A 22714-nucleotide genomic window follows, 5' to 3' on the forward strand; every position below is an offset into this window, starting at 1 on the left:
GTTATGAGACGCGCATTGCGCAATGTGGCCATTATTGCCCACGTTGACCATGGTAAGACCACCTTGGTCGATCAATTGTTGAGACAGGCAGGTACGTTCCGTGACAACGAACATATCTCCGAACGTGTCATGGACTCGGGCGATATCGAGAAAGAACGCGGCATTACGATTCTGGCCAAGAACTGTGCCGTTGAGTACGAAGGCACTCACATCAACATTATTGACACCCCCGGTCACGCTGACTTTGGCGGCGAGGTCGAGCGTGTGTTGTCCATGGTCGATGGCGTGTTGCTGTTGGTGGACGCGGTCGAGGGCCCGATGCCCCAAACTCGTTTTGTGACCCGCAAGGCGCTGGAATTGGGTTTGCGTCCAATTGTGGTGGTCAACAAGGTGGATCGTCCTGGCGCTCGTCCAGACTACGCGATCAACGCGACTTTTGATTTGTTCGACAAACTGGGCGCGACTGACGAACAACTCGACTTTCCCATCATTTACGCATCGGGCCTGTCGGGCTACGCCGGTTTGACCGAAGATGTGCGCGAAGGCGATATGCGTCCTTTGTTCGACGCAATCTTGCAGCACGTTCCTCAGCGTGAAGATGATGTCAACGCTCCTTTGCAGTTGCAAATCTGTTCCCTGGACTACAGCTCCTACGTGGGCAAGATTGGTGTCGGCCGTGTAAACCGTGGTCGTGTCCGCGCTGCTCAGGATGTTGTTGTCAAATTTGGTCCTGATGGCGAAGTCATCAAGGGCCGTATCAACCAGGTTCTGAAGTTCAAGGGTCTGGAGCGTGTCTCGGTGGACGAGGCTGAAGCAGGCGACATCGTTCTGATCAACGGTATTGAAGAGCTGGGCATTGGTTGCACCGTCACGGACCCCGCCCATCCGGAAGCCTTGCCCTTGCTGCGCATTGACGAGCCTACACTGACCATGAACTTCATGGTGAATACCTCGCCCTTGGCCGGTCGTGAAGGCAAGTTTGTGACCAGCCGTCAATTGCGTGATCGTCTGGACCGAGAGCTGAAGTCCAACGTGGCTCTGCGCGTGAATGAAACCGACGACGATACCGTGTTTGAGGTATGCGGTCGTGGCGAGTTGCACCTGACCATTCTGATCGAGAACATGCGTCGTGAAGGCTATGAAATGGCCGTGTCACGTCCTCGCGTGCTGATCCGTGAAGAGAACGGTGTCAAGATGGAGCCCTACGAGCAACTGACGGTGGACGTCGAAGACGGCCACCAAGGCGGCGTGATGGAAGAGCTGGGTCGACGTCGTGGTGACTTGCAGGATATGGTTGCCGATGGCCGTGGCCGTACCCGTCTGGAATACCGGATTCCCGCTCGTGGCCTGATTGGCTTTCAGGGCGAGTTCATGACGCTGACACGCGGTACCGGTTTGATGAGCCATACCTTTGATGAGTTCCGTCCGATGCGTGAAGGTACGGTTGGCGAGCGTCGTAATGGTGTGCTCATCAGCCAGGATGATGGGGACGCCGTAGCCTACGCTTTGTGGAAGCTGCAAGATCGTGGTCGCATGTTTGTGTCGCCGGGTGATGCGCTCTACGAGGGCATGATCATCGGTATTCACAGCCGTGACAACGATTTGGTGGTCAACCCCATCAAGGAAAAGAAGCTGACCAACGTGCGAGCTTCCGGCAAGGACGAGCATATTGATCTGGTTCCACCTATTCGCCTGACCCTGGAGTATGCGGTGGACTTCCTGGATGATGATGAGCTGGTCGAAGTGACGCCTAAGTCGATTCGTCTGCGCAAACGTTACCTTAAGGAACACGAGCGCCGTCGCAGCCAACGCGAAAGTTAATCTTTCGGGTTTAGCGATACGAGAAAACGCCTGCTTGATGCAGGCGTTTTTTTTATCCTATCGTGCTTGAGTCCAAGCCTATTTCCAAAAGTATTAAGAAGCTGGAGTGCTCATTTAGACACTCCGGCTTGATTTTTTTAAACATCAATGGCTAAGGCGTTACCTATAGGAGTGAAGCAGTACCTACAAAAGGGGTAGCTTTTTTAATGCTCGCTTAATCTCTCTTTGATACGAATTGCTTGGGTGGATTACCAGGTTGGCGTTGCCCAGTCTCATTTATGACTGTGCAGCTACTTGTTTTCACTAGGTTTGTTGAGCACAGGCGGCAACGTTTGGTTTTACCTTTTTTTTTAGGAGAAGACTGATGGTGCAGCATATCGTGATTGTCGGTGGTGGAATTGGCGGTACGATGACCGCCAATCATCTGGTGACCAAGCTCTATCCGGAAATTCGCACGGGCAAAGTTCGTATTACCCTCTTGTCCAATTCTCCCTGGCATTATTACAAGCCCGCTTTCATGTATGTGGCGTTTGATGCTTTTTTTCGGGACGAATTGCGACGACCGCAACTCTCCCTTTTACGTCCTGAAATTGATTTTCAGCTGGAAGAAGTCAGTGGTTTTGATTTTGCGGCCAGCCGTCTGCACTGCGCCAGCGGCAAGAAAGTAGATTACGACTATCTCGTGCTGTCGACGGGTTGCGTACCGGCTCCGGAAAAAATAGAAGGTTTGAAAGAGGGAGGAGACCACTTCTATCAGCATGCCCCCGCACGCCAACTGGCTGAGCGCCTGAGCAAGCTGGAAAAAGGCCGTGTGCTGGTCACAGTAACGTTCCCTAAAACTCATAACGTCCCCCATCAGTGCGGAATTGCACCGGTGGAAACCACGTTGATGCTGGACGACTACCTGCGCCGTCGCGGGGTGCGCGACAAGGTGGAGATTGCCTACACGTACCCCACCACCTCCCAGCTTCTGCGTAACTGCCTGTTCATGCAGAACGAGGTGTGTCAGGTCTTGCCGCCCATTTTTGAAGATAGGGATATCAAACATCAACGGGGCTTCACCTTGAGCCGGGTGGACCCTGAACGCAAGATTGCCTATTCCGAGGAAGGCGGGCAGGAGCCATTTGACCTCTTGATGGCCACGCCGCCGATTACCGCTGTGGCAGCCGTGCGGGATTCAGGGATCTCGCAAGCCGCTGATGATGAAGGCTGGGTGCCTACCGATCATCAAACCCTGAAGGTGCTGGGACTGGACAATGTCTATGTGCTGGGTGACACGGTGGACCTGCCTATCAGCAAAGCCGGCGGCTCTTGCCATAATCAGTCACCCGTGGTGGTCAACAATCTGGCCTCGGAGCTGCGCTTTGGGCGTACCAGTGACGAATACGACGGACGGGTGGTGGCGGTCGCTCAAATGGGGCTGGAGGGCGGCATGCCGCTCTGGTACGACTATAAGGAGGATGTGCATCCTACCCCGCCCACCAAGTTGGGGGGCCTGTTACGCAAGGGCTTTAATCGGGGTATTTACTGGGCTGTGGCCCGTGGCTTGGTTTAAGTCAGGAGAGACAGATGAATTCGGTATCGGATAAATCCTCGAACCCCGAAGATGCGGGTGCGGCTCAGAAAAAACCAACAGCCCTGGAAAGTTTGCTGGGAGAAGACCCTGGCATCAAGGGCCTGGACGAACTGATCGGCAAGATCGAGCCATTGCTGGTCGGTGGTCGCCTGAATCGGGTAGTGGATGCGGTGTCCCTGCTGGCCGATCTGGTGGATATGACGGACGACTACATGCTTGAAAAGCTCATGAAGGGCTTTGAGGAGGGCATAGGAGCCGCCTGGTCGGTTGGAAATGCGGCACGCATGGCTTCGGACCAGGTGCGGGCTACGGAGACCACACCGACCCTGATGGGGCTTATACGCCTGGCCAAGGAGCCGGAAGTGCGTCGTGGTCTGACTTTCTTTCTGATGATGGCCGGTGTGATGGGACGCCAGATGCGTTATCAGAATCTGGATCACACGGGGGACTGATGCGATAGCTGTATCGTTACAGAAAAATGGGCCGCTTTTGCAAGCGGCCCATTTTTTTTTGCTCAGCACCTCAGCACCTCAGCACCTCAGCGGTCAGTGATTCAAAAACGCCATTTGGCGCTTTTCCACAATCCGGAAAATACCGACCAGAATGAAGGACACGCACAGGTAAATCAGGGCGGCGATCCCATAGGAGGTAAAAGTCTGGTACGTGGCCGCATTGGCATCACGCGCGATCTTGAGCAGGTCAGGAACCGTGGCGGTAAAGGCCAGCGAGGTGGCGTGCAGCATCAAGACAACCTCGTTGCTGTAGGCAGGCAGAACGCGGCGCAAGGCTTGCGGCAAAATCACCCGGCGGTATAGTGTCCAGCCCGACATGCCATAGGCACGGGCGGACTCGATCTCCCCGGGCGGCATGGAGCGGATGGCCCCCGCAAAAATCTCGGTGGTGTAGCCGACGGTATTGAGAGTCAGGGCCAGAATCATGCAATTGAAGCCGCTCATGAAAAAAGCTTCCAGTGCCGGCACGGATTTGACGATGGCCAGCTTGTACATGGCGGTATAGATCAGCAGGATCTGTACGTACAGCGGCGTACCCCGGAAAAAGTAGGTGAAGGCGCCGATGGGACGCGACAGCCAGGCTTTGCCCGACACCCGGCCAATGGCCATGAAGATCGACAGGAAAAAACCGATGGTGACCGAGATCACCAACAGCCACAGCGTCATGGCCAGGCCCGAGAGCTGCCCGTTGCTTTGATAAAGGTAGGCGCGCCAGAATTCGTTCAGGACATCCATTAGAACTGCGCTCCTTTTACGCCGATGTTATAGCGTCGCTCCAGGTAGCTCAGCCCGATGTTGCTGACTGCGGTCAGGCCCAGATAGATCAGGGCGGTCAGGCCCACAAACAAGAAAGAGTTGAACGTGGCGTTGCCGGCATTCTGGGCAATCTTGACCACGTCGCTCAGGCCGATCAGCGATACCAGGGCAGTGGATTTAAGCAGAATCTGCCAGTTGTTGCCCAGTCCGGGCAGAGCGTAGCGCATCATTTGAGGGATCTGGATGCGGTGCAATATTTGCCAGGCGCTCCAGCCACAGGCTTTGCCAGCTTCCATCTGGCCTTTGGGGATGGCCATCAGGGCGCCCCGGAAGGTCTCGGCAAAATAGGCACCATAAATAAAGCCCAGAGTGACCACACCAGCGCCGAAGGGATCGATCTCGATCATGTCCCATTCCAGCCAGTCGGTCAGCTCGTTCAGCCAGATTTGCAGGCTGAAAAAGAACAACATCAAAAGCACCAGATCCGGGACACCCCGGATCAGGGTGGTGTACAAACCGCCCAGCCCTCTTAGCAGCGAGGTGCGGGACAGTTTCATCAGGGCAGCCACCAGGCCAAGCAGCAGGGAAACCAGCAGCGAGAGTACCGCCAGCTTGATGGTTTCCCAGGTGCCCGCCAGCAACTGCGGCCCATAACCGTAAAGCAGCATGGTTCAGATATCCAGGTCAGGGCGCAATGCGAATGTTGTCTTTTTGGAAGTATTTGTCGGCAAAGGCCTGCATGGTGCCATCGGCTTTCATTTCGCGCAGAACTTCATCAACGGTTTTCTTGAGTTTTTTGTTGCCTTTGCGAATGCCCATGGCAATCGGTTCGTTCAAAATAGGGCTGTCATCGACGGTACTGCCGGTCAGTTCAAAGTCGGCGCCGGCCGGTTTGCTCAAAAAGCCTTCGATGGCGTTCTGGGCTTCCTGGAAGGTGGCGTCAACGCGGCCACCGGCCAGGTCATTGAAGGCGTCGGTGTAGCTGGGGTAGGCCACAATGGTGACGCCGTTATTGGCCCAGTTCTGGCGCGCATACGTTTCCATGGTGGTCCCTTGCTGCACGCCCACACGTTTACCTTTCAGTGATTCGGCGGTGGGCTCCAGGCCGCTGCCCTTGCGGGCGGCCAGGCGAACCGGCACGATGTACATGGGTTCGCTAAAGTCGATGACCTTGGCCCGCGCTTCGGTGGCCGTCATGGTGGAGTTGGCCAGATCGAATTTGCGGGCCTGCAGTCCGGGGATCAGGCTGTCAAAGGACTGATCGATCCACACGCACTTGGCTTGCAAGCGTTTACAGATCTCGTTGCCGATATCGATGTCAAACCCCTGCAATTGGCCGCTGGGGTCCAGGTATTCGAAGGGGGGGTAGCCTGCTTCAGTGGCAAAACGGATTTCGGATGGCCCGTCAGCATGGGCAACGGGCGCCAAGGCGGTGCAAAAAGCCACCATCAAAAGGCGGGCAAGGATTTTGTTCATGTGAAGGACTCCGGCAAATATCGACTAGCTTGTGGCATTCAATACAAATTCGGCCCTGCTGATGGAGGGCCGAAGAAAGACTGCAAATTTAACCCGGACGCCTTACTGGGGCAATGCGGGTTCCGCCCTAGGCAGCACGCAGCACTGGTTGATGTAGCCCATAACCTCGTCCAGATCATCGGTCAGGACCAGCAAATTCAGGTCTTTGGGGCCAATCAGGCCCAACTCCATCAATTGGTCACCAATCCATTCGATCAGGCCGGACCAAAAGGAAGTGCCGATCAGTACAATGGGTGCAGGTGGGACTTTGCCGGTTTGGACCAGCGTCATGACTTCAAACAGCTCATCCAGTGTGCCGAAACCGCCGGGCAGGGCAATGTAGGCCCAGCTATGCATGAAAAAGGTGGCTTTGCGCGAGTAGAAATACTCGAATTGCAAACTGTGCGTCTGGTAGGGATTGTTGGTCGTTTCGTGAGGCAAGCGTATATTCAGGCCAACACTTTGCCCGCCTGCTTCGTACGCGCCTTTGTTGGCGGCTTCCATCAGCCCGGGGCCGCCGCCTGCAATCAGGGTGACGCCCGCTTCGGCCAGACGACGGCCCAGCTCCTGGGCCAGTTCGTAGTAAGGATGACCGGGTTTGATGCGTGCGCTGCCAAAAACACTGACGCCAGCACCCATTTCTTTTAATGTATCGACCGCAGTTTGCAGTTCCTTCATGATGGTAGGAATCTGCTCAGAGGCCGGTAAACGGACGATTTTATTGTTAGACATGAAAAAAACCTTGTTGCTCGTTGATGGTTCCAGCTATCTGTATCGAGCGTACCATGCGATGCCCGATCTGCGAAACGCGCAAGGCCAGCCTACAGGCGCTTTGTACGGGGTCATCAATATGCTTCGTCGCCTGCTGCAGGATTATCAGGCGGACTATATGGTATGCGTGTTTGATGCCAAGGGCCGCACCTTCCGGGACGATCTGTACGATCAATACAAGGCAAACCGGCCTTCCATGCCCGATGACATGGCGGTGCAAATAGAACCGCTTCACAGAGCCGTGCGGGCCATGGGCTGGCATCTGATTTGCCAGTCCGGCGTAGAGGCTGACGACATCATCGGCACGCTGTCTCGCCTGGCCGCTGAAAACGGCATTGAGACGGTGGTCTCGACCGGGGACAAGGACCTGGCCCAGTTGGTCAATGAGCATGTCCGGCTGGTCAACACCATGAGTAACGAGAAGCTGGATGTTGACGGGGTGATCAGCAAGTATGGGGTGCGTCCCGATCAGATCGTCGACTATTTGATGTTGATTGGCGACACCTCGGATAATGTCCCCGGTGTTCCCAAAGTAGGCCCCAAGACCGCCGCCAAATGGCTGGGGGAGTACGGCAGTCTGGACGAACTGTTGCGTCACGCCGACAAAATCAAAGGTGTGGCGGGGCAGAACCTGCGCGACTTCAGTGCCAACTTTGAAATGACGCGCCAGCTGGTGACCGTCAAGCTCGATTGCGAGGTACCTGGTTTTACGGGGGATTTCGAAGCTCTGGAACCGGAACCGCGTGACAAGGCCACTTTGCAGGACATTTACGAGACTTATGGTTTTCGGACCTGGCTGCGCGAGTTGACCCAGGACCCGGATCGTGTGCCTGTACAGGACAGCCGCGTCGAAGCGCAAACGCCGCAGGCGCCGACGGAGCTGGATTACCAGACCGTCACCACCAAGGAGCAATTGAGTTCCTTGTTAAGCCTGCTTGAAAAGGCGCAACTGGTGGCACTGGATACCGAAACTACTTCCCTGGACCCCTTGATGGCGCGACTGGTGGGTCTGTCGGTCTCAGTCAAGGCAGGCCAGGCTTTCTATGTTCCCGTCGCACACCGGGGTTCGCTGGACCTGGAGCAACTGGACAAAGACTATGTATTGCAGACCTTGCGGCCCTGGCTGGAGAATGCGCAGGCGGCCAAGGTCTTGCACAACGCCAAATACGATACTCACGTCCTGCTCAATGAGAAGGTCCATTTGCGCGGTATTCAGGACGACACCATGTTGCAAGCCTATGTCCTGCAGTCGCACAAGCGCGTCAGCATGGACGAGCTGGCCCTCCAATGGTTGGGGCTGAAAGGCACCTCGTATGAGGACATTTGCGGCAAGGGCGCCAAGCAGATTGGCTTTGACGAAGTCGAGATCTCAGTGGCTTCCCACTATGCCTGCGAAGATGCAGATTACACCTTGCGACTGCATCAGTGTCTGCGTCCTCAGCTCGCCCAGGAGGCAGGGCTGGAGCGCATTTATCGGCTGGAGGTGCAGGCCTCGGAAGTGCTGACCATCGTGGAGCGCAACGGCGTCAAAATCGATGTGTCCACCCTGGCGCGTCAAAGTCACGAGCTGGGGCAGAAAATGCTGGAGCTGGAGAACAAGGCCTACGAGCTGGCTGATCAGCCCTTTAATATGAATTCACCCAAGCAAGTCGGTGAGATCCTGTTTGGCAAGCTGGGTATTCCCGTCGTGCGTAAAACGGCCAGCGGCGCGCCGTCCACCGATGAGGATGTATTGACCCGTCTGGCCCAGGACTACCCCTTGCCCCAGGTGTTGCTGGAGTACCGGGGCTTGGCCAAACTCAAGTCCACGTATACCGACAAATTGCCCAAAATGGTGAATCCGGACAGCGGGCGGGTGCATACGCGTTATTCACAGGCCGCTGTTATTACAGGGCGTCTGGCCTCCTCGGATCCGAATCTGCAAAATATTCCTGTACGTACGGCAGAGGGTCGTCGTGTCCGGGCTGCGTTTGTCTCCGAGTTGGGCAAGGTGGTGTCTGCTGACTATTCCCAGATTGAATTGCGCGTGATGGCTCATGTTTCAGGGGACGCCAATTTGCAGCAGGTGTTCGAGCAGGGCGGTGATGTACACACTGCCACGGCCGCCGAGATTTTCGGTATTCAGACCCAGGACGTCAGTTCCGATCAGCGTCGTGCCGCCAAGGCCATCAATTTTGGCTTGATTTACGGCATGGGGGAATTTGGTCTGGCCAGCAATCTGGGCATCACCCGTGATGCCGCTCGCGCTTACATCGACCGCTACTTTGCGCGTTATCCGGGTGTGGCCAGCTACATGACTCGTATCAAGGCCCAGGCTCACGAGCAGGGTTATGTGGAAACCGTGTTTGGCCGACGCTTGTGGCTGCCCGAGTTAAAGGGAGCAAAAGGGCCTCGCATGGCGGGCGCAGAGCGTGCTGCCATTAACGCGCCCATGCAAGGCACCTCGGCTGATCTGATCAAGATGGCGATGGTCGCGGTGCAACGCTGGCTGGAAGACAATAAGCTGCGTACACAAATGGTGATGCAGGTGCACGACGAACTGGTGTTTGATGTGCCCGAAGACGAGTTGGACACCTTGCGTGAGCATCTGCCGGGGCTGATGTGCAATGTGGCCAAGCTGGATATTCCACTGGTGGCGGAGGTAGGGGTGGGCGACAACTGGGAGCAGGCCCACTAAACGCGCACGCCTTAAGGCCAGGGCAGGCGGGTTGGCGCGCCTGCCTGTGCAAGGTTGAGGCCAGTAAAAAGGGCGACCTGGAAACAGGTCGCCCTTTTGTGTGCTCACGAGGCTATTTTGCGCTTGTCTGGCGCCGTGTTCCTGGTCACCGAAGGACTGTAGCGTTCAGTCGTCGTTGGAGCGCACCCGATTGGGAAGCAACTCATCGTGCTTGGCCAAAATGGGATAGGCGGCGGCACTGACCAGATACGAGTTGATTGTGCGCACGTCGCGCAAGATTTCCAGATACAGGGAGCCTTGCTCGGCCGAATCCAGTTGGCCGGCTTTGATCTTGCGAATATGGCGGTCGGCGGCGGCCACTTCCAGTTCGCGGAAAAAATCTTTCTCAAAAGCCAGGAAGCGGGCGGTTTTGACGTCTTCGGCCACAAACAGCGCGGCTGCCTGACGCTGATTGCGAATCAGCCTGTCCATGACCTTGCCAATTTCCGTCTGTTCTTCCGCTTGCAATATCCAGCCCTGTTTGCGCAACTTGGCGGTATGGCTGAGCAAGCCGTTCACGCTGATGGTGGCGGCATGCGAGATATTGGTCGAGAAAGTCAGAATATCGTTAAGGCGGCGGGTATCTTTCTTGTTCAGATTCTCCTGGTCCAGGCGGGCCAGATACGTGGTAATCAAAGGCTCCAGGCGATTGACGGCATTGCTGATATAGCGTGCGTGGTTAATGCTGTGGGTGCTGTTGTTAAGCATGTTCTGGCGTGCCGTATCCAGGATTTCCTGCAGCATGTCGGACAGGCGCAGGGCTTCCCTAGCTGCATTGCCCAGGGCCACGGCAGGGACTTCCAGAGCCGACTGATCGAGGTATAAGGGCAGGCCGGGATCGTCCGGGTCTGTGCGACGGGGCAGATAGCGACTCAGCAAGCGCGAATAGGGTTTGAGCAAAGGCAGGAACAAGGCGGCCACTGCCAGATTGAAGAAGGTATGGAAGTTGGCAACGGCGCGGGCCGGGTCATGGGTGAACCAGCTCATCAGATCGGGAATCCAGGGCAGCAGAATCATGCCTATCAGACAGCCGAACAGCCGGGTGCCCAGGTTGCCAATCGGCAGACGTTTGTTGGCGGGGTCTTTGGTGCTGCCGGCGCCTTCCAGAATCGGGTTGATGGCAGTGCCCACATTGGCACCCAGGACCAGGGCGTAGGTCAGTTGCGGGTCCATATGCTGGTGGCTGGCCAGGGAAATGATCAACACCACGATGGCAACGCTGGAGTGAGCGGCCCAGGTCAGTAGGGCGGCCAGCAACATGCCGGTCATGGGGCTGCCGGCCAGGGCTTCCAGGATGGTCTGCAGCAAGGGAGCATCCTGAATGGGCGAGAAAAGTCCCACCAGTTCATGCAAAGACAGCAACAGCAGGCCCAGGCCGATAAAGACCCGTCCCAGATCACGGCGTCGTCCCGGCTCTTGCGAGCGGAACAGCCAAACTCCCAGAAGAATCAGGGCAGGGGCCAGCGCGGTCATCTTGAAGGACAGCAATTGCACGATCAGCGTCGTGCCCACATTGGCGCCCAGCATGGCGGCCAGGGCTGGCACCAGGGCGACCATCCCGGTAGCGGCAAAGCTGGTAATCATCAAGCCAGTGGCGGTACTGCTCTGAATGGCTGCGGTAATCGCGGCGCCGGCAAAGAACGCGCGTCGTGGCCGTCCCAGTGCGTGGCCCATCCAGATGCCCAGCTCGGCACCGAATGCGCGCTGAACCCCGCTTTGCACCATGTGGATACCCCACAGGAGCAAAGCGATATAACCCCCGAAATCGAGAAGTGCGAAGATTTCTTTCATGGCTAAATAATAGCCCAGCGCCTCTTACAAGCGTGAGTCCCAGATTACGGACACACCGATTCGCTTGGTAGAGGGCTGGCGCGCAGGCGGATGACGACGGGCAGGCAGGCAGAAAGCCTGCAAAAAACGCTCCGAAAGCACCTAGGCTTGCGGAGCGTTTTGTCTGGCTTGAGTGCCGGGGTGCTTACACGGACTGGGCGCTTTGCAGTGCCTGGATGCGTGCGGCAATCGGCGGGTGCGAGGCGAAGATGGCGCTGATGGAGCGACCGCCCGAAATACCTGCAGCTTCAAAGTTCTTGGGCAGCTCGCCCGGCGCCATGCCACCCAGACGGGCCAGGGCGTGAATCATGGGCTGGCGCGAACCGAGCAGTTGGGCAGAGCCGGCATCGGCGCGGTATTCCCGTTGCCGTGAGAACCAGGCCACGATGATGGAGGCCAGTACGCCAAAAATCAGCTCAAACACAAAAACCGAGGCGTAGTAACCCATGCCCACATCGCGATCATTACGCAGCAGCACGCGGTCCACAAAGTAACCGGCCAGACGGGCCAGGAAGATCACGAAGGTGTTCACCACACCCTGGATCAAGGTCAGGGTCACCATATCGCCATTGGCGATGTGAGCGACCTCGTGGCCCAGCACGGCCATGACTTCTTCTTCGGTCATGCCGCGCAGCAAACCGGTGGACACGGCGACCAGCGCATCATTCTTGAACGCACCGGTGGCAAAGGCATTGGGTTCGCCTTCGTAAATGGCTACTTCCGGGCGGCCAATACCGGCACGGTCAGCCAACTGATGCACGGTGTCGACCAGCCAGGCCTCTTCGGCGTTGGCAGGGGCGTTCGGGTCGATGACGCGGGCGTTCACGCTTTGCTTGGCCATCCACTTGCTCATCAGCAGGGAAATGATGGCGCCGGTAAAACCGACCAGGGCCGAGAAGATCAACAGTTGCGTCAGGTCCAGACCCTGCGCGTTCAGGTAACGTCCCACACCCAAAATATTCATGGAGGCGCTGAGCACCAGCATGACGGCCAAGTTGGTTATTAAGAAAAGGACAATTCGTTTCATGAATGCGGATTCCGGTGTGACAGAAAAAAGCGTGACCGTGAGTACACGATCTGCGCGAATTTTAGCCTTGATTCCAGGCGTGAAAATAAAATAGTCAGCTTTTAGTCAGCTTTTGGACAAGATAGTTTCGTGGGCTGTCTTGCCTGCTGTTGTGTAAGTGGTCTGGATATGGGGGTGGCGGACCACTTTTACAAGGTGGGGAGTATAGTAATGGCTTTCCCTTATCACTGAATCTGGTCTGATCACATGCAGTCATTGTGGATGCTGGTAGCCTGCGCCATGTTTGCCATTATGGGGGCCTGCGTCAAAGTGTCCGCCGATGCGGGGGCCTCGATGGCACAAATCGTTTTGTTCCGGGGTGTACCGTCGGTTCTGCTATTGGTGTTCTGGGCCAAGAGTCGCGGTTTGAGGCTGGCCCCGCAAAGCTGGAAGCTGCATATCCGACGTAATGTGTCGGGGGTCAGCTCCATGTGGCTGGGCTTTCTGGCCCTGGCCAATCTGCCTTTATCCACGGCGGTTAGCCTTAACTACACTGCTCCCCTGTTTATTGCCTGCTGGATGCTCGCCTGGGGCGGTACCCAGCGCGATCCTGTGCGTCTGATCGCGGTGCTGCTGGGTTTCATGGGGGTGATCGGCGTACTGCGCCCCAGTATTACTCCCGACCAGTGGTGGGCGGCCATGCTGGGCCTGTGTGCCGGCGCGCTAAGCGCCGTCGCCATGATGCAGGTGCGGGCTTTGGGGCGTTCTGGCGAACCCGAATGGCGCACGGTGCTTCTGTTTTCCTGTTTTGTCGTCTGTTCCAGCCTGCTTGGCCTGCTGTGGGAAGGTTGGCGGGAGCTGAGCTGGCGCGCCTGGCTGGCTTTGCTGGGCGTGGGCCTGTCGGGCTTGTTCGGGCAGTTGACCATGACACGGGCATTCGGGCTGGGCTCGGCCTTGTTGACCGCGGCCCTGCAATACACCACCATTATTTTTGCTGCCCTGATTGGCATAGCGTTCTGGGGCGATGTGCCCGACTGGCTGGCATGGGCGGGCATGGGATTGATTATTGGGTCTGGCCTGTTGTCGGCCTGGCGTACCTACAGCGAGGATCGTATCTTGCGAGGTCAGGCCGCGGCGCAGGAGCAGGCTTCTGTCAAGGAGGCATGAGGTGTTTGAATTTCTGGTTAGCGCCGAGCAGGTCCAGGCCGAGCTGAACAATCCGCAGTGGTTGATTCTGGACGTACGCCATGATCTGGCCGATCATCAGGCCGGGCGGCGCGCTTATGAGCAAGGACATATTCCCGGGGCAATTTTTCTGGATCATGAATTGGATCTGGCCGCGCCCAAGACGGGTTTCAATGGCCGCCATCCTTTGCCCAGCCGTCAGGAGCTGGCCCAGCTTTTGCAGGGAAAAGGGTTGAGCGATGACACGCAGGTGTTGGTGTATGACGCCCAGGGGGCGCTGTTTGCCAGCCATATGTGGTGGATGCTGCGCTGGTTGGGGCACTCCCGGGTCGCTATTTTGAACGGCGGCTGGCAAGCCTGGCAACAGGTGGGGGGAGCCGAGCAGCAAGGGGCCGCCACGCCGGTTCAGTCCACTGGCACGGTAAGCCTGCCTGAGCACGCCGCCATGCCTACGGTCAGCACTCAGGAAGTGCTCAAAAACCTGACGACGCCTGTTTTCACGGTACTGGATGCGCGCGCTGCGGAGCGTTATCGGGGAGATGTGGAGCCGATGGACCCCGTGGCCGGCCATATCCCCGACGCCTTGAATCGTTCCCATCTGAATAATCTGGATGAACAGGGGCGTTTCAAGCCGGCAGCGCAGTTACGTCAGGAGTTTCAGGATTTGCTGGGTGCCACTCCTGCCCATCAGGTCGTACATCAGTGTGGTTCAGGTATTACCGCTTGTCACAATCTTTTTGCGATGGAGTTGGCAGGCCTGACGGGTTCCGGTCTTTATCCGGGCTCCTGGAGTGAATGGGTGAGTGATGCGAGCCGCCCCGTAGCGCGCAGTTAGGCTTGCCCTGCCACCCTGGCAGAATTGAAAAGGCCGCCCACGGGCGGCCTTTTTACCGCCGGGCCTCCCCAAGGTAAAAGAGTCCCCGTGGGGAGCTGCAAGCCGCTGGTGCAGTATGGAGTATGTTTTACTGCCAGGTCGCCCCACGGTAAAAGTTTCCCCTTTGGGGGCCGCAAGCCGCAGATGCAGCGTGGAGGCACGTTTTACCGCCGGGTCGCCCCACGGTAAAAGTTTCCCCTCTGGGGGCCGCAAGCCGCAGATGCAGCGTGGAGGCATGTTTTACCGCCGGACCTCTCCAAGGTAAAAGAGTCCCCTTGGGTAGTTGCAAGCCGCAGGCGCGGCGTGGGGGGCATGTTTTTACCGCCGAGCCGCCCCAAGGTAAAAAGCGCCCCCCTTGGGGGGGCAGCAAGCCGCAGGCGCAGCGTGGGGGGCATGTTTTTACCGCCGGGCCGCCCCAAGGTAAAAAGCGCCCCCCTTGGGGGGGCAGCAAGCCGCAGGCGCAGCGTGGGGGGCATTTTTCTTTTTTGTACCGGCTCTCTATCCGGATTGTAGACTTCCCTCCCGCGCCAGCTCCCGTACAATGCCACTTCCAATTGGGTGTCGGCTTGTCCGGACCGCCCTCATTGATCAGGAATAATTATGGTTAAATCTCGCGATGATAATCAAAGCGCCCAGGCGCCAGCCCAGCAGGATTTCGAGTCCGCTCTGGCGCAACTGGAGGCGCTGGTCGCTCGTATGGAAAGTGGGGCGTTGCCGCTGGAGCAAGCCTTGCAGGCGTATGAGCAGGGCGTGGAGTTAGCCCAGTTGTGTCAACGCAAGCTGGACCTTGCCCAAGAACAGGTCAGCGTATTGCAAGGCAATCTGTTGCGTCCCCTGTCCGGGGATGAGGCCGTTGGAGATAGTTAAGATGAGTTCTACCAGTTTTTCTGATTGGCTTCAGGCTCGGGTTGAGCAAACTGAACATGTACTGGATCAGTCCTTGCCCCCAGTCAGTCAGGAGCCTGCTCGTTTGCACGAGGCCATGCGTTATTCCGTGCTCGGGGGGGGCAAGCGTGTGCGTGCCGCCCTGGTGTATGCTGCCGGTGAGGCTGCCTTGCAAGGCAAGCCGATGGCCGCTGCGCAACAAAAAGCTCTGGAGTTGGCGGCTGCAGCCGTGGAGCTGATTCACGCCTACTCTTTGGTACACGATGATTTGCCTTGCATGGACGATGACAAGCTGCGTCGCGGCCGTCCGACCACGCATGTGCAGTTTGACGAAGCCTGCGCCATGCTGGCTGGCGATGCTTTGCAGCCCTTGGCCTTCGAGCTGTTGGCGCAAATGCCAATTGCGCCCGCTCTCATCGTGCAGGCGATCACCCAGTTGGCTCAGGCTGCGGGCAGTGCCGGTATGGCGGGCGGTCAGGCCATTGACTGCGATAGTGTGGGTATTGCCCTGGATCGCGATCAACTGCAGGAAATGCACAGCATGAAGACCGGTGCCATGCTGCAGGCCAGTGTATTGCTGGGCGGTATTGTGGCAGGCGCCTCGTCTACCGTGCGCAATGGCCTGGAGGAATATGCCCAGGCTGTGGGTCTGGCTTTTCAGGTTGTGGACGACATTTTGGATGTCACCGCGGATACGGAGACCTTGGGCAAGACGGCGGGCAAGGATGCCGCTGATAACAAGCCCACCTATGTGTCCATTCTGGGTATGGAAGGATCGCGAGAGTTGCTGGGGGCGCTCAATGAGCAGGCCCAACTGGCGTTGCGACCTTTGGGGCCTGCCGCGACACGCCTGACGCAACTGGCCGATTACATCGTGGGCCGCGATCATTAGACCGTTGCCGGTCTGTGTGACTTTGGCACAGGCCGCGAAGCGTTTTACAATAGCCGATTGGCGATTGTTCTTGGACAGTCGTTTCACTTATTTGCCCGGATAGACGTCTTTTAGTATGACAACCGTTTCCCTAGAGCAGATCCACTCTCCCGCCGACTTGCGCCAGCTTGATCAACGCGATCTTCCCGAGCTGGCCCGTCAGTTGCGCGAGTTTGTTCTGCAGTCTGTATCCAAAACCGGTGGGCACTTGTCGTCCAATCTGGGCACGGTTGAATTGACCACGGCCTTGCACTATGTGTTTGAGACGCCGCACGACCGTATCGTGTGGGATGTGGGTCATCAGTCCTATCCGCACAAGATTCTGACTGGCCGGCGCGAACAAATGGCCGGCTTGCGTCAGCAAGATGGTATTTCGGGCTTTCCCAAGCGCTCCGAGTCCGAATACGACGATTTTGGCACCGCGCATTCCTCCACCTCCATCTCGGCGGTGCTGGGTATGGCCGTGGCCTCGCGCAATGCCGGTATCGAACGTCAGCATATCGCCGTGATCGGCGATGGAGCCATGACGGCCGGTATGGCCTTCGAGGCCCTGAACAATGCAGGCGTGACTCCCGATGTGAATGTGCTGGTGATCCTGAACGACAACGACATGTCGATCTCGCCACCCGTGGGTGCCCTGAATCACTATTTGGCGCGCCTGATGTCGGGCCGTTTCTATGCCGCTGCCAAGAATGTAGGTCGTGCTGTTTTGCAGCATGTACCGCCCGTACTGGATCTGGCGCGCAAGTTTGAAGGCCATGCCAAGGGGATTCTGACGCCCGCTACCTTATTTGAAGAGCTGGGTTTCAATTATGTCGGTCCGATCGACGGCCATGATCTGGATGCCTTGGTCTCTACCCTGAGCAATCTGCGCGATCTGGGCGGCTTGCAGTTTTTGCACGTCGTCACCCGCAAAGGGCAGGGCTACAAGCTGGCAGAGGCTGACCCTGTGCTCTATCACGGCCCTGGCAAATTTGATCCCTCCGTGGGTTTGGTCAAACCTGCCACCAAGCCGCGTCCGACCTTTACCCAGATTTTTGGTCAGTGGCTGTGTGACATGGCCAGACACGACCAACGCTTGTACGGTATCACCCCCGCCATGCGTGAGGGCAGTGGGATGGTGGAGTTCGAGCAGCAGTTTCCACGCCGGTATTTCGATGTGGGCATTGCCGAGCAGCACGCTGTCACCTTTGCGGCCGGCTTGGCCTGTGAGGGGCAAAAACCCGTTGTGGCTATTTATTCGACCTTTCTGCAGCGTGGCTACGATCAGTTGATTCACGATGTGGCCTTGCAGAATCTGGACGTGACCTTTGCGTTGGATCGTGCCGGAATCGTGGGGGCCGACGGGGCGACCCACGCGGGCAATTACGACATCGCTTTTTTGCGTTGCATTCCGAACATGGTCGTTGCCACGCCGTCGGATGAAAATGAAACTCGCTTGCTGTTGACCTGTTGCTACCAGCATCCCGGGCCCAGCTCGGTGCGTTATCCGCGGGGTGCCGGCATTGGGGCGCCGGTCAGTCAGGAACTCAACACCGTGCCGCTGGGCAAGGCGAATTTGCGTCGTCAGGGCAAAAATCTGGCGATTCTGGCTTTTGGCCCAGTGTTGCACGAAGCCCTGAAAGCGGCCGAGGCACTGGATGCCACCGTGGTGGATATGCGTTTTGTCAAACCCATGGACGAGGCCCTGCTGCAAGAGCTGGCGCAAAGCCATCAGGCTTTTGTCACAGTGGAAGAGGGTTGTCTGATGGGTGGCGCAGGCAGTGCCGTGCTGGAATTTATCAGCCGTGAAGCGCTGGTCATGCCCGTTTTGCAGCTGGCTTACCCCGACGAGTTCATCGATCACGGCGACCAAAAGAAAATTGCTCAGGATTTGGGTCTGGATGCGGTTGGCATTGAACGCTCCATTCGTGCGCGTTTCTCAAGTCTGTTCGAGGAATGAGGCAATTTCTGCACAGTTTAGGGTTTAAATACCCCAATATGCGCGTTCTTGTTAAGGTTATCGAAGCTCGCTTGCGATAAGCGTAAGATAATCATCAATTATTCTTTTTATTTACAGTGGCGGCTCTGCCGTCGCTGAAGCTGATGGATATGAATACAGTGTCGGAATCGCCCTTGGCCATGCCAGATGTGCAAAGCAGCATGGATACACGCCGTGTTGCAATTCAGCGCGTGGGTGTGCGCGGGGTGCGGCATCCGATGATGCTGGATCTGCAGGGGCAGGCCGTGCCCACCGTGGCGCAATGGGAGTTGACGGTGGCTTTGCCGCCGGAAGAAAAAGGCACCCATATGTCGCGCTTTGTGGCCTTGCTGGAAGAGTATCGCCGTCAAGCCCTGACCCCAGCCGGTTTTGTACAGATGGCCCAGGCCATGCTGCCTTTGCTGAACGCCGGTCGTGGCGATATGACAGCGACTTTTCCCGTATTTCTTGAAAAAGTCGCGCCTGTATCGGGAGTGGCCAGCCTGATGGATTACACCGTCAGCTGGACGGCGCGTGTTGGCGTGGATGACCAGCCCGAGTTCGAGCTGTCCGTGCTGGTTCCCGTGACCAGTCTGTGCCCCTGCTCGAAAGCAATTTCCGAATACGGTGCGCATAATCAGCGCTCGCATGTGACCGTGCAAGCCGTTTTTTCCCATCCGGACGCTCTGGATCTGCCCGCCTTGATCCGGTCGGTGGAGGAGCAGGCTTCGTGTCAGCTTTGGGGCCTGTTAAAGCGCACTGATGAAAAATACGTGACCGAGTACGCCTACGACAATCCCAAATTTGTCGAAGATCTGGTTCGGGATGTGGCTGTCAGCGTGCGCAGTCTGCCCGGAGTGTTGCGTTATAGCATCGAAGCCGAGAATTTCGAGTCGATTCATAATCACTCTGCCTACGCAAGCGTGCAGGGCTAAGGCTTTTGGCTTGTCAGTCAGGCTTTTTTGGTGCTAGTATCTATGGTTTCTTGCTCGACCCGGATTGAATGGGCGGGCTGTCGCGCTTGGTGCCTGACTGTTTTAGCAGCGGGTAGTAGGCGATATCCACAAGGAGTTGTTCCATGCGTCACTACGAAGTAGTGTTCATTGTGCATCCCGATCAAAGCGAGCAAGTGCCCGCCATGATCGAGCGCTATTCGGCGATTGTTACTTCCGAAGGCGGTGCTATTCATCGTCTGGAAGACTGGGGCCGCCGTCAACTGGCTTACCCTATCCAGAAACTGGTCAAGGCTCACTACGTGTGCCTGAACATCGAATGCGGTCAGTCCACCTTGGACGAGCTGGAGCATTCCTTCCGCTACAACGACGCCATCTTGCGTTACCTCGTCGCTGGCACGAAGAAAGCCCCTGAAGGCGCTTCGGTCATGATGAAGTCCGTCGAACGCGAAGAAGCACGTAAAGCAAGCACCGAAGCCAGCGCTCCTGCAGCGGCTGACGCTGAAGCTCAAGCTGAAGAGTAATAGCTCCGACTGCGTGAACCAGTTCTCTCTTGCCGGCCAGCTTATCGACATCAAGCCTTTGCGTTATACGCCGGCTGGTGTCCCTGCTCTGGAATTGGTCCTGGAACACGAATCTTCCGTAATGGAAGCCGGTCACTCCCGGCAAATCGCATTGACGATGCAGGTAGTGGCATTAGGCAATAACGCCTTGGGTCTGGCAGACACTCCTTTGGGAGCCCATTTGCAGCTACAAGGTTTTATAGCCCCGGCCCGTAAAGGTTCGACGCGTCTGGTGCTGCATGTACAGCAGTATCAGCGTCACTTTCCGGGACAAGGCTCTGTTACGGTCTGACTGGTCTGGCTCGATCGTCGCGAAGTGTTCAACACCTCGCTTCACACTGAATTCTCCCGGGTATAGCCCGGTTACTAACGAGGCACAAAATGGCTTTCCGTAGAGGCAAAGACAAAAAACGCAAATTTGCACAACAGAACCCACTGTTCAAGCGCCGCAAATTCTGCCGCTTCACCGTCGCTGGCGTTGAAGAAATTGATTACAAAGATCTGGACACCCTGCGTGATTTCATCCAGGAAAATGGCAAGATCATCCCTGCACGTTTGACGGGCACCAAAGCTCACTACCAGCGTCAGCTGGACACCGCCGTCAAGCGCGCTCGTTTCCTGGCTCTGTTGCCGTACACCGACAACCACAAATAATCCAGAGGAACCTTAGTCATGCAAGTTATTTTGCTCGAAAAAGTCGCCAACCTGGGTAATCTGGGTGATGTCGTGCGCGTACGTGATGGTTACGCCCGTAACTTCCTGCTGCCACGTAAAGTTGCTCGCCGTGCAACGGCTGCTGCTTTGCAAGAGTTCGAAGCACGTCGTGCCGAACTGGAAAAGCTGCAGGCTGAAAAGCTGGCCGCTGCTCAGGCTCAGAACGAAAAGCTGAACGGTCAGACGTTCACGCTGGTTCAGAAAGCCGGTGTGGATGGTCGTCTGTTTGGTTCCGTGACCACCATGGACATCGCCAATGCGCTGAAAGCAGCAGGCTTTGAAGATCTGGTCAAGACCCAGGTTCGTTTGATCGACGGTCACCTCAAAGCTGTGGGCGAGTACCCTGTCCAGGTTGCTCTGCACCCTGACGTGATCGCTGAAATCAACGTTGTGGTTCAAGGCGACGTCGCCTAAGACTAGTGCGTTGACGCATGGTACATTCTTCTTTGGAGTGTATCTGCCAAGCTAGAAAAAGCCGGTGCAAGCCGGCTTTTTTGTTTTCTCTCCAGCCTGCCCGGGCAATGCGATCGCGCCCGAGCCTGTTTGTACTGCCGCATCCGGTCCTGTTGGCTCAATCTCTTATTGAGTCTGACTGTTCTGACCCCAGATACACCTCCTGCTTAAGACCGCGCAACGCATTTTGCGGGCTGCGGCGTCGATTTTTTTCCTTGATTTGAAGGTATATGCATGGAAAGCAAGTCAGCCAAATCCGATTCAACGCTGGATTACCTTCGGGTCCCGCCTCATTCAATCGAGGCGGAGCAGTCGGTGCTCGGTGGCTTGTTGCTCGATAATGCCGCGTTTGACCGGGTGGCCGACATTGTCACCGACGAGGATTTTTATCGTTTTGATCATAAGCTGATCTGGCAACACATTACCCGTTTGATCGGACTGGCCCGGCCTGCCGACGTCGTCACCGTATTTGAGTCTCTGTCCGTGGCGGGCAAGCAGGAGGAGGTGGGGGGGCTGGCCTATTTGAATGCCCTGGCGCATAACACGCCTTCGGCGGCCAACATTCGTCGGTATGCCGAGATCGTGCGTGAACGCTCCACGCTGCGCAAGCTGGTGACCGTGGCCGACGAGATATCCTCTGCTGCCTTCAATCCACAAGGTAAAGAAGCCCGTCAGATTTTGGATGAGGCCGAAACGCGGGTGTTTCAGATCGCCCAGGAAGGAGCGCGTGGTTCGCAGGGTTTTCTGGAAATTCAGCCCTTGCTCAGTCAGGTGGTGGAGCGCATTGACGAGCTGTACCACCGTGAGGGCGACTCGGAAGTGACGGGCGTGCCGACGGGTTTTGTCGACCTGGACAAGATGACCTCCGGTTTGCAGCCAGGGGACCTGGTGATTGTGGCCGGACGTCCGTCCATGGGTAAAACCTCCTTTTCCATGAACATTGGCGAGCATGTGGCGATTGCTCAGGGCCTGCCCGTCGCCGTGTTCTCCATGGAAATGGGCGCGGTGCAGTTGGCCATGCGTATGGTGGGTTCGGTAGGGTTGCTGGACCAGCACCGCATGCGTACCGGCAAGTTGACGGCAGATGACTGGCCGCGCCTGACGCATGCTGTTCAGCAAGTGCAGGAAGCCCAGATCTATATTGATGAAACCCCCGGCTTGTCGTCCATGGAGGTGCGGGCACGCGCACGGCGGCTGGCTCGTCAGTGTGGGCAGCTCGGCCTGATTATTATCGACTACCTGCAACTGATGTCCTCTAGTGGTGGTGAGAACCGGGCGACGGAAATTTCCGAGATCAGTCGTTCCTTGAAGGGTCTGGCTAAAGAGCTTAACTGTCCCTTGATTGCTTTGTCGCAGTTGAACCGCAGTCTGGAGCAACGTCCTAACAAACGCCCGGTGATGAGTGACTTGCGAGAATCAGGCGCTATTGAGCAGGATGCTGACTTGATCTTGTTTATTTACCGTGACGAGGTCTACAACCCAGACTCGCCCGATAAAGGCACGGCTGAAATCATTATCGGTAAGCAGCGTAACGGCCCGATTGGTTCGGTGCGCCTGACCTTTGCGGGAGCCAGTACGCGCTTTCTGGATTACATGCCTACATGACGACGGGCGCCGCAGTGTGCAATGGGCTGCCCAGGTAGCGCTTTGTAGCGGATACGGAAGGAAAACAATAGGAAGGGCCTGTGCACAT

Annotated in this window: 21 protein-coding genes; 15 read left to right on the plus strand and 6 right to left on the minus strand. The window is 57.0% G+C overall.

Annotated elements, in window-relative coordinates:
* Nucleotides 1–3 precede the first annotated feature (3 nt).
* The 3 genes from typA (at nt 4) to ACOZ42_RS04895 (ending at nt 3849) form a co-directional block, all read left to right on the plus strand.
* On the plus strand, nt 4–1821 hold the full coding sequence (typA, locus tag ACOZ42_RS04885; protein ID WP_003802464.1) for a translational GTPase TypA: 1818 nt from the start codon (nt 4–6) through the stop codon (nt 1819–1821).
* A 364-nt stretch (nt 1822–2185) separates the two neighbouring features.
* Complete coding sequence (locus tag ACOZ42_RS04890; protein ID WP_415302196.1) at nt 2186–3376, plus strand: NAD(P)/FAD-dependent oxidoreductase; 1191 nt, start codon at nt 2186–2188, stop codon at nt 3374–3376.
* A gap of 14 nt (nt 3377–3390) precedes the next feature.
* Entirely contained in the window at nt 3391–3849 is a 459-nt protein-coding gene (locus tag ACOZ42_RS04895) for a DUF1641 domain-containing protein (RefSeq protein WP_426345613.1), read from the plus strand.
* A gap of 93 nt (nt 3850–3942) precedes the next feature.
* Here the strand turns inward: ACOZ42_RS04895 and hisM are convergent, their stop codons facing one another.
* The 4 genes from hisM to ACOZ42_RS04915 all read right to left on the minus strand — a co-directional run bounded on the left by hisM (nt 3943) and on the right by ACOZ42_RS04915 (nt 6912).
* A complete protein-coding gene (gene hisM / locus ACOZ42_RS04900) occupies nt 3943–4644 on the minus strand; it encodes a histidine ABC transporter permease HisM (RefSeq protein ID WP_003802461.1) in 702 nt (233 codons plus the stop codon).
* A complete protein-coding gene (locus tag ACOZ42_RS04905) occupies nt 4644–5333 on the minus strand; it encodes an ABC transporter permease (RefSeq protein WP_003802460.1) in 690 nt (229 codons plus the stop codon). The genes hisM and ACOZ42_RS04905 overlap by 1 nt, the downstream gene beginning before the upstream one ends.
* 16 nt (nt 5334–5349) lie before the next feature.
* The gene (locus tag ACOZ42_RS04910; protein WP_240209067.1) at nt 5350–6141 is read right to left on the minus strand and encodes an ABC transporter substrate-binding protein; all 792 of its coding nucleotides are present in this window, start codon (nt 6139–6141) and stop codon (nt 5350–5352) included.
* Nucleotides 6142–6243: 102 nt separating this feature from the next.
* Nucleotides 6244–6912, minus strand: a complete 669-nt coding sequence (locus ACOZ42_RS04915; protein WP_003802458.1) for a TIGR00730 family Rossman fold protein — start codon at nt 6910–6912, stop codon at nt 6244–6246.
* On the opposite strand from ACOZ42_RS04915, the gene polA reads away from it, so the two are divergent.
* The gene (polA, locus tag ACOZ42_RS04920; protein ID WP_415302197.1) at nt 6911–9628 is read left to right on the plus strand and encodes a DNA polymerase I; all 2718 of its coding nucleotides are present in this window, start codon (nt 6911–6913) and stop codon (nt 9626–9628) included. The two genes, ACOZ42_RS04915 and polA, sit on opposite strands and share 2 nt — an antisense overlap.
* Before the next feature lie 165 nt (nt 9629–9793).
* Here the strand turns inward: polA and ACOZ42_RS04925 are convergent, their stop codons facing one another.
* Both ACOZ42_RS04925 and htpX read right to left on the minus strand, forming a co-directional pair.
* Nucleotides 9794–11458 carry a Na/Pi cotransporter family protein gene (locus ACOZ42_RS04925; RefSeq protein WP_059318791.1) on the minus strand — a complete coding sequence of 555 codons (1665 nt, stop codon included), beginning with the start codon at nt 11456–11458 and terminating at the stop codon, nt 9794–9796.
* 184 nt (nt 11459–11642) lie between these two features.
* A complete protein-coding gene (htpX, locus tag ACOZ42_RS04930) occupies nt 11643–12524 on the minus strand; it encodes a protease HtpX (RefSeq protein WP_131071405.1) in 882 nt (293 codons plus the stop codon).
* A gap of 246 nt (nt 12525–12770) precedes the next feature.
* Between htpX and ACOZ42_RS04935 the strand changes: the two genes are divergently transcribed.
* The 11 genes from ACOZ42_RS04935 to ACOZ42_RS04985 all read left to right on the plus strand — a co-directional run bounded on the left by ACOZ42_RS04935 (nt 12771) and on the right by ACOZ42_RS04985 (nt 22626).
* Nucleotides 12771–13670: a DMT family transporter gene (locus ACOZ42_RS04935; protein ID WP_051010444.1), complete on the plus strand. Its 900-nt coding sequence runs from the start codon at nt 12771–12773 to the stop codon at nt 13668–13670.
* Between the two features lies 1 nt (nt 13671).
* The gene (locus ACOZ42_RS04940; RefSeq protein WP_426345614.1) at nt 13672–14523 is read left to right on the plus strand and encodes a sulfurtransferase; all 852 of its coding nucleotides are present in this window, start codon (nt 13672–13674) and stop codon (nt 14521–14523) included.
* 639 nt (nt 14524–15162) lie between these two features.
* On the plus strand, nt 15163–15429 hold the full coding sequence (locus ACOZ42_RS04945; protein WP_003802451.1) for an exodeoxyribonuclease VII small subunit: 267 nt from the start codon (nt 15163–15165) through the stop codon (nt 15427–15429).
* Between the two features lies 1 nt (nt 15430).
* Nucleotides 15431–16339: a polyprenyl synthetase family protein gene (locus ACOZ42_RS04950; protein ID WP_003802450.1), complete on the plus strand. Its 909-nt coding sequence runs from the start codon at nt 15431–15433 to the stop codon at nt 16337–16339.
* A 115-nt stretch (nt 16340–16454) separates the two neighbouring features.
* A complete protein-coding gene (dxs, locus tag ACOZ42_RS04955) occupies nt 16455–18320 on the plus strand; it encodes a 1-deoxy-D-xylulose-5-phosphate synthase (protein WP_003802449.1) in 1866 nt (621 codons plus the stop codon).
* A gap of 149 nt (nt 18321–18469) precedes the next feature.
* Complete coding sequence (gene folE2, locus ACOZ42_RS04960; protein ID WP_003802447.1) at nt 18470–19273, plus strand: GTP cyclohydrolase FolE2; 804 nt, start codon at nt 18470–18472, stop codon at nt 19271–19273.
* 143 nt (nt 19274–19416) lie between these two features.
* Complete coding sequence (gene rpsF / locus ACOZ42_RS04965; protein ID WP_003802446.1) at nt 19417–19815, plus strand: 30S ribosomal protein S6; 399 nt, start codon at nt 19417–19419, stop codon at nt 19813–19815.
* Between the two features lie 13 nt (nt 19816–19828).
* Complete coding sequence (gene priB / locus ACOZ42_RS04970; protein WP_003802445.1) at nt 19829–20146, plus strand: primosomal replication protein N; 318 nt, start codon at nt 19829–19831, stop codon at nt 20144–20146.
* Between the two features lie 89 nt (nt 20147–20235).
* Nucleotides 20236–20508 (plus strand): 30S ribosomal protein S18, encoded by a 273-nt coding sequence (gene rpsR, locus ACOZ42_RS04975; RefSeq protein WP_003802444.1) that lies wholly within the window; start codon nt 20236–20238, stop codon nt 20506–20508.
* A gap of 18 nt (nt 20509–20526) precedes the next feature.
* The gene (gene rplI, locus ACOZ42_RS04980) at nt 20527–20982 is read left to right on the plus strand and encodes a 50S ribosomal protein L9 (protein WP_003802443.1); all 456 of its coding nucleotides are present in this window, start codon (nt 20527–20529) and stop codon (nt 20980–20982) included.
* 273 nt (nt 20983–21255) lie between these two features.
* The gene (locus ACOZ42_RS04985) at nt 21256–22626 is read left to right on the plus strand and encodes a replicative DNA helicase (protein WP_003802442.1); all 1371 of its coding nucleotides are present in this window, start codon (nt 21256–21258) and stop codon (nt 22624–22626) included.
* The last annotated feature ends 88 nt before the right edge of the window (nt 22627–22714 follow it).

The sequence above is a fragment of the Alcaligenes sp. HNGD-HTN06 genome, from assembly GCF_049932565.1.
Classification (GTDB): Bacteria; Pseudomonadota; Gammaproteobacteria; order Burkholderiales; family Burkholderiaceae_B; genus Alcaligenes; species Alcaligenes ammonioxydans.